Genomic DNA, 12,847 nt, shown 5'->3' with positions numbered 1-12,847 from the left:
CCGCTAAGCCGCAAGACCGTGAAATTCAACAAAACCCAGCGCCGGCTAGTACTCCCGACATTTCCGGTTATCCCGAAGGACATGGGAACCGGGTCGCCGACGGGAATTCACATTTCCGTCATATCGCGCTGCAAATCAGTTGTAAGACTTTATCAGCAAAGCGCAATCCGCTCCAAACGCAAAATCGGGCTTCGCCAAGTTAGGCGCAAGTTTCACACCCGGCGATAACAGAAAAGGCCCGCACGGAGGCGGGCCTTCTAACTTCATCGAAGCACCGGATCGGCCGATCAGGCCGAAACGTTGGTCTTTTCTTCCTGACGGTCCGCATAGATGTAGAGCGGGCGCGCAAGGCCGCTGACGACCTCGTCGGAAATGACCACTTCGCGCACGCCTTCCAGCGTCGGCAGTTCGAACATGGTATCCAGAAGGATCTTTTCCATGATCGAGCGCAGGCCGCGGGCGCCGGTCTTGCGGGTGATCGCCTTGCGGGCGATTTCGCGCAGCGCGTCCTCGTGGAAGGTCAGTTCCACATCTTCCATCTCGAACAGGCGCTGATACTGCTTGACCAGCGCGTTCTTCGGTTCGGACAGGATCTGGATCAGCGCATCCTCGTCAAGGTCTTCCAGCGTGGCAAGAACCGGCAGACGGCCGATGAATTCCGGGATGAGACCGAACTTCACCAGGTCTTCGGGCTCCAGCTCGCGCAGCACCTCGCCCACACGGCGATCGTCTTCCGCCTTGACGGTCGCACCGAAGCCTATCGAGGTCTTTTCACCACGGGCCGAGATGATCTTGTCTAGGCCGGCAAAGGCGCCGCCGCAGATGAACAGGATGTTGGTCGTATCCACCTGCAGGAATTCCTGCTGCGGATGCTTGCGGCCGCCCTGCGGCGGAACGGAAGCGACCGTGCCTTCCATGATCTTCAGAAGCGCCTGCTGAACGCCCTCGCCCGACACGTCACGCGTGATCGACGGGTTGTCCGACTTGCGGGAAATCTTGTCGACTTCGTCGATATAGACGATGCCGCGCTGGGCGCGCTCGACATTGTAGTCCGCAGCCTGCAACAGCTTCAGGATGATGTTTTCCACGTCCTCGCCGACATAACCGGCTTCGGTCAGCGTCGTTGCGTCCGCCATGGTGAAGGGAACGTCGATGATGCGGGCGAGCGTCTGGGCAAGATAGGTCTTGCCGCAGCCCGTCGGGCCGACGAGCATGATGTTCGACTTCGCAAGCTCGACATCGCCATTCTTGGAGGCGTGCGCGAGGCGCTTGTAGTGGTTATGAACGGCAACAGACAGGATCTTCTTCGCCTGCTTCTGGCCGATGACATATTCGTCGAGGATCTTGATGATATCCTGCGGGGTCGGAACACCCTCGCGCGACTTCACCATCGACGTCTTGTTCTCCTCGCGGATGATGTCCATGCACAATTCGACGCATTCATCGCAGATGAATACCGTCGGTCCGGCAATGAGTTTCCGGACTTCGTGCTGGCTCTTGCCGCAGAATGAACAATAGAGTGTATTCTTAGAGTCGCCGCCGTTGCTGCCGCTGACTTTGCTCATATCTCTTTCCTTCCAGCACGCCGCAGGTCCGCCAAACGGATCGCGGTCAACTTACCGCCCGCCGATACGGCAGCCCTTGGGGTGCATCGCCGTATCCGCCTCGTTTCCCGGGGTACTAACCGGTATCAGATACATGAGCTGACAACCGGCTGCAACGAATTCCCCATCAAACCAAAGGCCACGTCATAAAAATTCAACATAGCCTTTATATATACTAATATCGCTTTCTGTTGCGGTTGAAAGCCCCGAAATTACTTTTGCGGGTTCAAACAAACGTCAAAAAGCGGCGCGCCTCAATTCGCGGCGGCGCCTTCGATTTCCTGGCGCGAGGTCAGGATCTTGTCGATCACGCCCCAGTCCTTCGCCTCGTCTGCATCCATGAAGTGGTCGCGATCGAGGGTTTTTTCAACCTCTTCGAGCGTACGGCCGGTGTGCTTAACGTAGACTTCATTGAGGCGACGCTTCATCTTGATGATGTCGCGAGCATGGCGCTCGATGTCCGATGCCTGCCCCTGGAAACCGCCGGAGGGCTGGTGCACCATGATGCGGGCGTTCGGGGTTGCGAAACGCATTCCCTTTTCACCGGCGGCCAGAAGCAGCGAGCCCATGGATGCGGCCTGGCCGACGCAGAGCGTGGAGACCGCAGGACGGATGAACTGCATCGTATCGTAGATCGCCATGCCGGCGGTCACGACGCCACCCGGCGAATTGATGTAAAGCGCGATTTCCTTCTTCGGGTTTTCAGCCTCGAGGAAAAGCAGCTGCGCGCAGACGAGCGAAGCCATCTGGTCTTCCACCGGGCCGGTGAGGAAAATGATGCGTTCCTTGAGAAGACGGGAAAATATGTCGTAGGAGCGTTCGCCGCGATTGGTCTGCTCAACGACCATCGGCACCAGAGCCATGGCGGTATCAACTGGATTTTTCATGTCCGTCCTTTGTCAAACTCTGCCCTTCGCGGAAAGCCGCTCCGGAATCACTTCTAACCTTCATACTCCCTACATAGAGTGTCCCTGCCCCGTACTTCAAGACACGAAGCCGCATATCCTTAACGGCTCAACAGCGTTTGCAGGCCTTTCGGGCCGAGGTTGACAGGGCTTTCGGACCGGGCGGCGCCAGCCGGGCCTCTTTCCCCCGCCGCCACCATTTTTTTACTATGGCAGGCGACGACGGCAAAAATCGCCCGCCATGCACAGATATAACTTCTCACCGGCAAGAACTCGTTAGTATTTGCTGCCGATACTGGCCAGCGAATTTCCGGTTCCCGTTGGGGAATGGGCCCATCCGGGCGAAATGGCAGCTCAACAATTCCAGCGGGCATAACGCACCTCGTGCGAGAGAGCCCGCTTTTACCGCATTATGGCGCAGATAGGATTTTGCAATGCTGGATGCAAAGACGAGCACGCTACTGTGGGCGGCGGAGACGCTCACCCTTGCCGTGCTTTTGGGAACGCTGTGGCTGCACCGCCCTTCCCGCCGGCATAATCTCTATTTCGCAGCCGGTTTCCTCACCACGGGCATCGGCACGGTAATGGTGGCGCTTCGCGGGGATATTTCCAGTTTTCTGTCCATTCAGGTCGGCAATACGCTCGCACTTTCCGCCTTCGGTTTCTGGCTTGCGGGCCTGTTGTGCTTCGAGCAGCGGAAAATCGGCGGCTGGGTCGCCATTCCGGCTCTGCTGTGGATCGCCGGAATGTTCCTGCCGCCCGTGCGTGAAAACATGGTGGCCCGCATCCTGCTTTATCATGCCAGCGCGGCCACCGGTTATTTCATGCTCGCCGGCGTCCTTCTGGCCAGCAAGGCGCGCGCCTCACGCAGCCGCCGGGTTCTGGCCGCGATCCTGGTCCTGCAGGCTTTTGCCGGGGCGTTCGTCGCATCCATCGTCATCCCCGCCAATGCCGCGGCCCCCAACGCCATTCCGCTGACATCGGCGCTTGCCTTTTCCGGCATGCTCGGTTTTACGGCCATCATCATGATCAGCGCCAAGATCATCATGGAAGACACAGAGATCCGTCTCCATCGCCTCGCCATGACCGATCATCTGACCGGCGTTCTCAATCGTCGTGGTCTGCTGGAGGAGTTCGAGCGTATCAAGAAAAGGTCGCCGGCCTCCAGCCGTTACGTGGCGCTGGTGCTGTTCGATATCGACCATTTCAAGAAGATCAACGACAGATACGGCCACCAGTCCGGCGATGCGGTGCTCGTGCATTTCTGTCATATCGCGCAGCGCGCAATCGGCGATCGCGGCCTTTTCGTCAGGATGGGAGGCGAGGAATTCGCGCTGGTTGCCGAAGTGGAAAGCCCTTCCAGCACGGCGACGCTTGCGGAAGCCATCCGCAGCAATCTGCGCCTTTCGAAGATCAGTTCGCGCGGTGAAGCCATCGAGGTGACCACCAGCGTCGGCATATCGGAAGCCATGATAAAGGATGCCGACCTCAACACGATGATGACGGAAGCCGACCGCGCGCTCTATGCCGCCAAGAAGGCCGGGCGCAACCGGACCGTCATCCACGTCAACTCGGCCAATGTCGTCGTGCCGGCCTCGGACCGCGACGAAAGCCCGATGGACAACAATGCCGACCGTCAGGTCGCGGCGCTGAACCGGATATCCGCCATCGCCAGCCGATGACGATGTAACCACCCAGTGACAGGCATAGAGGTATCCGGAAGGGATTTCCCTCCCTTCCCAAAGCGCCGCGCGCGGAATAGACCATGGGCATGACAGCGACATTTCCGTTTCTCAAAATCGATCCCGCCACCCGCCGCGTTTCCCTTGATGCCCGCGACCCGGCTTTCTACAACGATCCGAACCCGGTCTATGCGGCCCTGCACGCTGAATGTCCCACCTTCTACTGGGAAGAACAGCGGCAATGGTTTTTCACCGGATACGACCATGTGAGCGCGCTTTTGCGCGACCGCCGCTTCGGACGGCAGATCCTGCATGTGGCAAGCCGCGAAGAGATCGGCCTGGCGGAGCCGCTCGACCATGTGAAGCATTTCGACGCCGCCGAGCAGCATTCGCTGCTGGAACTGGAACCGCCGGAGCACACGCGCCTGCGCACGCTCATCAACCGCGCCTTCGTGTCGCGGCATGTCGACAAGATGAAGCCGGAAATCGAGGAACTCGCCAACCGTCTGATCGACGCTTTCGAAAGCAAGGGCGAAACGGAACTGCTCTCCTCCTATGCCGATGTAATTCCGGTGACGATGATCGCCCGCATGATCGGCATTCCCGAGGAGATGGGGCCGCAGCTTCTGAAATGGTCGCATGCCTATGTCGGCATGTATATGTTCAAGCGCACGCCGGAAGACGAGCTGCTGGCCGACAGGGCCGCGCATGAGTTTTCAGACTATGTGCGCAGCGTGATCGCCGAGCGGCGGGCGGAACCGAAGGACGATCTGCTGAGCCACATGATCCACACGGAACACAAGGGCCAGTACCTCACCGACGACGAGCTGGTCTCCACCACCATCGTGCTGCTGAATGCCGGGCACGAGGCGACCGTGCACCAGATCGGCAATTCCGTGCGCATCATTCTGGAAAGCGGCATCTCCCCCGAGGTCCTGTTCCACGACGATGCCGCCACGGAACGGACGGTGGAAGAAACCCTGCGCATCTGCGCGCCGGTGCATATTTTCCAGCGCTGGGTTCTGGAGCCGGTCGAAATCGACGGCGTCGCGTTCAAGCGCGGCGACAAGGTCAGCCTCATTCTGGCCGCCGCCAATCTCCATCCGGCAAAATTTTCCGATCCACTGACCTTCCGGCCGGACCGCAACGAGGGCGCCAACGTCTCCTTCGGCGCCGGCATCCATTTCTGCATCGGCGCGCCGCTGGCGAGGCTGGAGCTCAATCTTGCCCTGCCGCTGCTTTTCAAACGCCTGCCGGGCCTGAAGATCGCCGAGCGGCCGAGGATCAAGGATGTCTATCATTTCCATGGTCTGGAGCGGCTAGATCTGGCGTGGTGAAGTAGTTTTTTTATCATCCCCGATGCGCTATGGTATTTTCGTCCAATAGTGATGAGGCAAATGCCTTGGCAACCAAGTCGAAGAAAAAAACGGATATGACGCCGCCCCCTCCGGTCGTTTTTACCGAACTGGAGGCGCATCTTGAGAGACTATCGCGTCAATTGGATGCGGTGGGTCTTTCGGAGAGTAAATCGGGCTCTGTTCCACACGAAAAACGCCGACGCGTTCCGGGCCGTTTTAAGGGCGTGCTCGTGGTAGGGCCTGAGTTCTTCGAACCGCTGACGGAAGACGAACTTAAAGAGTTCGCGACCGAATGAAATATCTACTGGATACCCATGCACTGCTTTGGTGGCTGAATGACCATGACCGGCTTTCGCCGGATGCGCGCGAAATCATCAGCGACCCCAATAATGACCTCTATGTGAGCGCGGCTTCAGCATGGGAAATTGCCACGAAATTTGCACGAGGTCGTTTGCCCGGTGCGTCGCTCATACTTCCCGATTTTGCGGGTGTGATTGAACAGGAGGGCTTTCTCGAACTTCCCATCAACAGCGCTCATATGGTTCGAAGCGCCATGCTGCCGGGCGAACACCGCGATCCGTTCGATCGAATTCTTGCGGCTCAATCTATTTTGGAAAACATGGCATTGATATCTATCGACGAGAAAATTCCATCGCTCGGCGTCATGACACGCTGGTAGCGCGCCATCAGAGCCGGATGACATAATCCTTGCGTGTCGTTTCCACCACCTCCCACGTGCCCGTAAAGCCCGGACGCAGGATAACGCGGTCGCCCGGCCTCAGATCGCGCGGCGCACCGCCGTCTTCGGTCAGGATGGAGTGGCCTTCGAGAATGTTGAAATATTCCCATTCGTCATAGACCACCCGCCATTTGCCGGGCGTGGACTGCCAGATGCCGGCATAGATTCCGCCGGGAGCTTCCTCGATATTCCATGTGGTGAATTTAGGATCGCCGGAAATCAGTCTTTCCGGCGCTGGCGCACCGTATTCCAGCTCGGCGATATCATCGAAGGACAGAAAATTCGTCATGACGTCCCCTGTCCGTCAAATATGGTTGGCCATACAGCTTTGCTCAATTGTGGGCGCTTCGTCAAATAGTCTCGGGTGTGCCGGTTGGGCGTTGCCACCGAGGAAACGAGGCACCTACTCCATCTTCGTCCAGCCGAAAACCAGCCAGGTGTATTTCGATTTCTTGTCGGGTTCGGCGGTGTACGTCATCTGTATATCGCCATCCTTCGCGTAAATATCGAGCCGGGGCGCGGTATCCAGCTTCAGCCACAGCGAACTCTTGTCAAAGGACCATGTGCCGCACCAGACGCATGAACCTGAAGGATCGCCGGGTTGATGGAAATTGTAGCGACCGTCCGCCGTGATCTCCAGATAATCAAACGCGGAGTAAAATGTCGTCACCGTTTCCTGGAACAGTGTCGCATCCGCTTCCTGCTGGGCGGTAGGCTCAGTCTTCATGTCGCGCGGCGGGCGGCTGGTCGCGCCGGTGAGCTTCCATTTCCCGACAAAGTCCTGCTGCGTCGGGAAATATTCCGCCTCTGCCTTTGCCGGCGAAACCGAAGCTACGACCGGTATATCAGCCACACCCGCGACCCCGATTGCAAGGAGAAGGGTGACAATGCGGAGCATTCCGGTTCGGTTTTTCATATGGCGTATCTTTCGCGATGGGACGGCAGGGCCCGTTCTAGGCGGATTCGGCGCTTTGAGTAAGATGGTCGCGGATGAACGAGAGAGCGCGCCGTTCAACCTGGCACCGAGGTTTTCTCCACGGACCGGTGGAAACTGGCAGCGTAAGACCTCAGTTTCCCGCTGATTTCGCGAGCGCGATGAACAGGAGAATCACCGCAAGAAACTCGATGGGAAGTCGCCAGCGGCTCAATCGGACCCATCTGGCCGCAGCATTGGAAGCGGCCGTTGCGTCACCGGCCAATCCCGTCTCAAACCGAAGCGCCATTGGGATGAAATATGCAAAAGACCAGATCCGCGCGACAAGATGCGCGGCGAGCGCGGACCATATCCAGACGCGAATTGCGGGATGAGCCCATGTCAGCCAGACAGCGAGGAGCAAGGCCACCTCAAACAGCCCGTGAGCGGGCCCCCAGAAAAGCTTTCGGTCGATCCCGCCCCGTTCAGGCTGGATCAGCATCGGCTGCGAAGGCCACACCCGATCGACAAGAAGTGTCTCGTAGATGCCGCCGCCCAGCCCGACGCTCCCAAGAACACCGGCGACGACAATCGCGTAGAAAACCAGCGGCTCGAACATCATTCACCTCTTCCAGAAATCGCCGTGACGCCTGCGAGAGCATGGCCACCACACATTTTCCACTTTTCGACGCTCACAGGCGTAACGAGCACATTTAACGCTGGTGAAATCGCATCCGGCCAATTATCTTGATGACTATCATTTCTTAATTATTGAGATATTCAAATGTCAAGAGATATCCTGGATCGCCGGTTGACCGACGTACTTCGCCAGGCAAGCGCGCAATCATTGCTCATCAGCCAGTCCATCGCGGCAAAGGCTCGGATGAACACCACCGATCTGGAGTGCCTAGACATCCTTCAGATGCAGGGCCAGGCAAGCGCGGGTGAACTTGCAAGATCGACCGGCCTGACGACCGGAGCGGTGACGGCGCTACTCGACCGGCTGGAGAAGGCCGGCTTCATAAGACGTTTGCCCGACCCTACGGATCGCCGGCGCGTGCTGGCAGCGCCTCATCCTGAAAAAATGCGGGAATTGTTTCAGATCTATGCGCCCCTTCAGGAAAAAATGGAGGCGCTCTATGGGGAATATGATGAAGAGCAATTGCAGCTCATCATCGGTTTCATCGAAAAATCATGTGCCGTTTCGAAGGACTTCATTGGCACTTTGCAGAAGAAATAAGCTGGATGCAGCCGAGCGAGTGCACCTCGCCGCAACGCGCAAATCCGCTGCCGCCGAAAGCACCCTGTTTCCATGGTTTTCCAGCGGCCGCTCAATCACACTAAAATATGCTTGGTGTCACGCGGGCACCAAACTCGCGTGAGCCACCACATCAGACCTTGGCGAGCGATTGCTTGAGATCGGCGATGATGTCCTTGACGTCCTCGATGCCGACCGACAGGCGAACCACATCCGGCCCGGCGCCGGCGGCCGTCTGCTGTTCCGGCGTCAGCTGCGCATGGGTGGTGGAGGCCGGGTGGATGACGAGAGAGCGCGTGTCGCCGATATTGGCGAGATGGGAGAAGAGCTGCAGCCCTTCCACCAGCGCCTTGCCGGCCGCATAACCGCCCTTGACGCCGAAGGTGAAGACAGAGCCCGCCCCCTTTGGCGAATAATGCTGCTGGATAGCGTGGTTGTCGCTGTCTTCCAGCCCCGCATAATGCACCCAGCCAACCTTGGGATGCGCCTTCAGCCATTTCGCGACGGCAAGCGCATTGTCGGAATGGCGCTGAACGCGCAGCGGCAGCGTCTCGATGCCGGTCAGTATGAGGAAAGCGTTGAAGGGCGAGATCGCCGGGCCGAGGTCACGCAAGCCCAGCACACGGCAGGCGATGGCGAAGGCGAAATTGCCGAAGGTCTGGTGCAGCACGACGCCGGAATATTCCGGCCGAGGCTGTGACAACGCCGGATATCGGTCCGTCGCCGACCAGTCGAAGGTTCCGCCGTCCACAATGATGCCGCCCATGGAGTTGCCATGGCCGCCGAGGAATTTCGTCAGCGAATGCAGCACGATATCCGCGCCATGTTCCAGCGGCCGCAGCAGATAGGGGCTCGCCATGGTATTGTCGACGATGAGCGGCAGGCCATGCCGGTGGGCGACATCGGCGATTGCGGCGATATCCACGAAAGTACCGCCCGGATTGGCAAGGCTTTCGATGAAGACGGCACGGGTGCGCTCATCGATCTGCGCCTCGAAGCTGGCCGGATCGGTGGCGTCGGCCCAGCGGACCTGCCAATCGAAGCCCTTGAAGGCATGGCCGAACTGGTTGATCGAGCCGCCATAGAGTTGGCGGGCGGCGACGAAATTGTCACCGGATTGCAGCAGCGTATGGAAGACCAGCAATTGCGCGGCATGGCCGGACGCGACGGCAAGCGCGGCCGTGCCGCCCTCAAGTGCTGCCACGCGCTCTTCCAGAACCGCCTGGGTGGGGTTCATGATGCGGGTGTAGATATTGCCGAACTCTTTTAATCCGAACAGGGCGGCGGCGTGATCGGCGTCGCGGAAAGCATAGGCAGTGGTCTGATAAATGGGTGTGGCACGCGCGCCGGTGGTCGGATCCGGTTGCGCGCCCGCATGAACGGCCAGCGTCGAAAACCCGGGATTGCTGCTCGGCATGATGGTTCCTCCAATTGGAATTTCGGAGGGATCATAATGCCTTGTCGCCAAATGGTAAGTCCGATCCGTACCAACTATCGCACAATATTGAGACGCGGATACTCAATTGCAGGACAACGGTCCATCACGACTTCCATACCGTAGGCTTCCGCCTTGGCGCGGCATTGTCATCGCGAACGGAAAGCTGGCCCCAGATTACCGATGGCCGCTCCGGCAGCAATATCGCCTCCTCGACGATTGCCGACAAATATTCCGGCGCCCGGAAAACGTCGATCATGTCCACCAGCTCGGGAATATCGGCGAGTTTGGCATAGACCTTCTGCCCCAATATCTCCTTGCCTGCCTGGCCGGGATTGACCGGAAACACACGATAACCCCTGGAAAGCAGGAAGCGCATCACGCCGTGGCTCGGCCTGTCCGGGTTGGGCGAAGCACCGAGCAGGGCGATGGTTTTGACATCGGTCAGAATTTTTCTGAGGTAGTCGGGCTCGTAACTATCATGCTGCATGTCAACTTATCCCTTCTGGAGCGTCGCATGGCTTGAAGAATACCAATGCAGATGCGCCATTCGAAAGCGCCGCGAGCATAGCGTCTCCTGCATAATTCCACCGACACATTCCTGACGCTACCGGTTGCGTCCGCCCTTCCATCTAGGAAGGTTCTTCGCTCTCTTGAACCCCTGCCCGGTTGAAAAATTGCAGCTACGGCAGAAACCCCGCCGCGCAGTGGCACGTTTTCGCCCACGCAAAATGATTTCACCAAACGCCGGAATGCCGGTTGTACTGACTATTTTTGTCCAGTTTTCAAAATGACGCGAATTGCCGCAAATAAGGGCTCAAACAACATTAGCGTGCAATTCATGCGCTCTTCGTCTCCTGTTTGTTTTCATTCCGTTCACAGGAAAATTAGAGACATCTAATTTTCAGAAAGTTATTCTGTAAATCAATCTATACACAAATCTACAACGTTACAGTTGCCAATTCGCGAAAGATATGAAATTTCTTTTCATGCGCGCCTTCGCCCGATTGATACACCTTGCGCCCGAAGCGCCATAGCGCACTGGGCACCAATATTTGACAAATTTGGTAGTATTTTTAATGAAAATTCGTCCCGGAGCGAAACCATAAGCTGTGCGTCGGACGCTCATGCCTCCATCTGACGGATGAAATCATGAGCAGAACGCCATATCGCCCTTGCGCAAAATCATTCCCCGGCGCCATGACATGCACAAAGCATAAATTTTACGCGCGTCGCAGTATCCGCTGCGATCACAGGCCGTTTGCGGGCGGTTCCACGGGCGCAAAACGCTCGCTCGAATGATCAGGAGAGGCTTACCGCCCTCGCCGAAAATCGATTCCGGTTTTCAAGCCGATGCTATAGGTTGCCCAAAGTAGCCCGCGAGCGAGTCTCTATTGTGACATTTGACATTCTTCTTCTGGTGCTCCTGGGCGCGATACTGCATGCCGGATGGAATGCGCTGGTCAAGGCCGGATCCGACAAATCGCTGGACGCCTCGCTGATCGCGGCGGGCGCTGCGGCCTGTTCGCTGCCGTTTCTGCCTTTCCTGCCATTTCCCGCGCCGGTCGCCATTCCTTTCCTGATCGCTTCGGCCGTTCTGCAATTCGCCTATTTCCGGCTTGTCGCCGCCGCCTATACGATCGGCGACATCGGCCTTGTTTATCCCGTCATGCGCGGCGTGGCGCCCCTGATCGTCGCGGCGACGAGCAGCCTGTTCCTGAGCGAGATTTTAAGCCCGCTGGCCCTTGCCGGCATCATCGTCATCTCCGGCGGCATTCTGACGCTCGCTTTCGAGGCGCGGCGCGGTGGCGGAAAGGCGATCATGGTCGCCCTGCTCAACGCCTTCGTGATCGCATCCTACACCTTCGTCGACGGTGTCGGCGCAAGGCTTTCCGGCAACGCCATCTCCTATACGCTGTGGATGTCACTTCTGCCGCCCGTGCTGCTTTTCGGCTTCGCCTTCTACCAGCGCGGCGTGGGCCCGGTCGCGGACCATGTCCGGCGCAACTGGTGGCGCGGCTTGATTGGCGGCGGCGGCTCCATTCTCTCCTACGGGCTGGCGCTCTACGCCATGACCAAGGCGCCCGTCGCCGTCGTCGCGGCGCTCCGGGAAACCTCCATTCTCTTTGCGCTGGTGATCTCCGTGGTGATCCTGAAAGAACGCGCCAGCATCTGGCGTTATCTTGCCGGAGGCATCATTGCAGCGGGCGTTCTGGTGATGCGACTGGGGTAAAACGGGACCGTTCGATGAGGTAAAATAATACCCCATTATCAAGCCATTGTTTTTGCTATCTTATTTTTACGACCTCTAGAATCCGTCATATTGACGCTTTCGCTCGCGCACCGTATAAGCGCGCCAGATCGGATTCCAGCCGGAATAGGGTCATTTGCGGTTGCCTTTGATGGCAACCAAACCAAGCAACAAGAAACGCCCGTATGCTCTTATTTAAAAGAGGATGACGGGTCCACGTTAGAAAGTGAAATCCATGTCTACTTTCGTTCAGAAGCCCGCTGAGGTGGAGAAGAAGTGGGTCATCATCGACGCCGAAGGCCTCGTTGTTGGTCGCCTCGCCACCATCGTTGCAACCCGCCTGCGCGGCAAGCACAAGGCTACCTACACCCCCCACGTTGATGATGGCGACAACGTCATCGTTATCAACGCGGAAAAGGTTGCCTTCACCGGCAACAAGTACTCCGACAAGAAGTACTACTGGCACACCGGTCACCCGGGTGGCATCAAGGAGCGTACGGCTCGCCAGATCATCGAAGGCCGCTTCCCGGAGCGCGTCGTTGAAAAGGCCATCGAGCGCATGATCCCGCGCGGTCCGCTCGGCCGTCGCCAGATGAAGAACCTGCGCGTTTACGCCGGCTCGAACCATCCGCACGAAGCACAGCAGCCCACCGTTCTCGACGTGGCCGCGCTTAACAAGAAGAACGTAAGGAGCGCCTGATA

The 12,847-nt window shown here is 58.1% G+C and carries 13 protein-coding genes and 1 pseudogene; 7 read left to right on the top strand and 7 right to left on the bottom strand.

What is annotated here, in order from left to right; genetic code table 11:
- Window positions 1-287: 287 nt before the first annotated feature.
- On the bottom strand, window positions 288-1,565 hold the full coding sequence (gene clpX / locus L901_RS01175; protein WP_059752638.1) for an ATP-dependent Clp protease ATP-binding subunit ClpX: 1,278 nt from the start codon (window positions 1,563-1,565) through the stop codon (window positions 288-290).
- A 293-nt stretch (window positions 1,566-1,858) separates the two neighbouring features.
- Window positions 1,859-2,491, bottom strand: a complete 633-nt coding sequence (gene clpP, locus L901_RS01170) for an ATP-dependent Clp endopeptidase proteolytic subunit ClpP (protein WP_003521529.1) — start codon at window positions 2,489-2,491, stop codon at window positions 1,859-1,861.
- A gap of 452 nt (window positions 2,492-2,943) precedes the next feature.
- Between clpP and L901_RS01165 the strand changes: the two genes are divergently transcribed.
- The 4 genes from L901_RS01165 to L901_RS01150 all read left to right on the top strand — a co-directional run bounded on the left by L901_RS01165 (window position 2,944) and on the right by L901_RS01150 (window position 6,228).
- Complete coding sequence (locus L901_RS01165) at window positions 2,944-4,191, top strand: diguanylate cyclase (protein WP_059752634.1); 1,248 nt, start codon at window positions 2,944-2,946, stop codon at window positions 4,189-4,191.
- An 83-nt stretch (window positions 4,192-4,274) separates the two neighbouring features.
- The gene (locus L901_RS01160; protein ID WP_059752631.1) at window positions 4,275-5,528 is read left to right on the top strand and encodes a cytochrome P450; all 1,254 of its coding nucleotides are present in this window, start codon (window positions 4,275-4,277) and stop codon (window positions 5,526-5,528) included.
- A gap of 65 nt (window positions 5,529-5,593) precedes the next feature.
- Entirely contained in the window at window positions 5,594-5,845 is a 252-nt protein-coding gene (locus tag L901_RS01155; protein WP_142779070.1) for a hypothetical protein, read from the top strand.
- Entirely contained in the window at window positions 5,842-6,228 is a 387-nt protein-coding gene (locus L901_RS01150) for a type II toxin-antitoxin system VapC family toxin (RefSeq protein ID WP_059752628.1), read from the top strand. The genes L901_RS01155 and L901_RS01150 overlap by 4 nt, the downstream gene beginning before the upstream one ends.
- Window positions 6,229-6,235: 7 nt before the next feature.
- On the opposite strand, the gene L901_RS01145 is transcribed toward L901_RS01150, so the two are convergent.
- The 3 genes from L901_RS01145 to L901_RS01135 form a co-directional block, all read right to left on the bottom strand.
- A complete protein-coding gene (locus tag L901_RS01145) occupies window positions 6,236-6,577 on the bottom strand; it encodes a cupin domain-containing protein (protein WP_059752625.1) in 342 nt (113 codons plus the stop codon).
- A 114-nt stretch (window positions 6,578-6,691) separates the two neighbouring features.
- Window positions 6,692-7,204: a hypothetical protein gene (locus L901_RS01140; RefSeq protein WP_059752622.1), complete on the bottom strand. Its 513-nt coding sequence runs from the start codon at window positions 7,202-7,204 to the stop codon at window positions 6,692-6,694.
- Window positions 7,205-7,355: 151 nt separating this feature from the next.
- On the bottom strand, window positions 7,356-7,823 hold the full coding sequence (locus L901_RS01135; RefSeq protein ID WP_245289572.1) for a hypothetical protein: 468 nt from the start codon (window positions 7,821-7,823) through the stop codon (window positions 7,356-7,358).
- A gap of 189 nt (window positions 7,824-8,012) precedes the next feature.
- Here L901_RS01135 and L901_RS01130 point away from each other — a divergent pair, with 189 nt between their 5' ends.
- Entirely contained in the window at window positions 8,013-8,441 is a 429-nt protein-coding gene (locus L901_RS01130) for a MarR family winged helix-turn-helix transcriptional regulator (protein WP_245289571.1), read from the top strand.
- A 151-nt stretch (window positions 8,442-8,592) separates the two neighbouring features.
- Here L901_RS01130 and L901_RS01125 read toward each other — a convergent pair whose 3' ends face one another.
- Both L901_RS01125 and L901_RS01120 read right to left on the bottom strand, forming a co-directional pair.
- Complete coding sequence (locus tag L901_RS01125; protein WP_059752617.1) at window positions 8,593-9,876, bottom strand: O-acetylhomoserine aminocarboxypropyltransferase; 1,284 nt, start codon at window positions 9,874-9,876, stop codon at window positions 8,593-8,595.
- 74 nt (window positions 9,877-9,950) lie between these two features.
- Window positions 9,951-10,384: pseudogene (locus L901_RS01120) on the bottom strand (CoA-binding protein).
- A gap of 906 nt (window positions 10,385-11,290) precedes the next feature.
- Between L901_RS01120 and L901_RS01115 the strand changes: the two are divergent.
- Window positions 11,291-12,127 carry an EamA family transporter gene (locus tag L901_RS01115; protein WP_059752614.1) on the top strand — a complete coding sequence of 279 codons (837 nt, stop codon included), beginning with the start codon at window positions 11,291-11,293 and terminating at the stop codon, window positions 12,125-12,127.
- 253 nt (window positions 12,128-12,380) lie between these two features.
- Window positions 12,381-12,845 carry a 50S ribosomal protein L13 gene (gene rplM / locus L901_RS01110; RefSeq protein ID WP_003502335.1) on the top strand — a complete coding sequence of 155 codons (465 nt, stop codon included), beginning with the start codon at window positions 12,381-12,383 and terminating at the stop codon, window positions 12,843-12,845.
- Window positions 12,846-12,847 lie beyond the last annotated feature (2 nt).

Source organism: Agrobacterium sp. D14 (assembly GCF_001526505.1).
In the GTDB taxonomy this organism is placed as follows: Bacteria; Pseudomonadota; Alphaproteobacteria; order Rhizobiales; family Rhizobiaceae; genus Agrobacterium; species Agrobacterium leguminum.
This window is presented reverse-complemented; position numbering and strand designations above follow the sequence as displayed.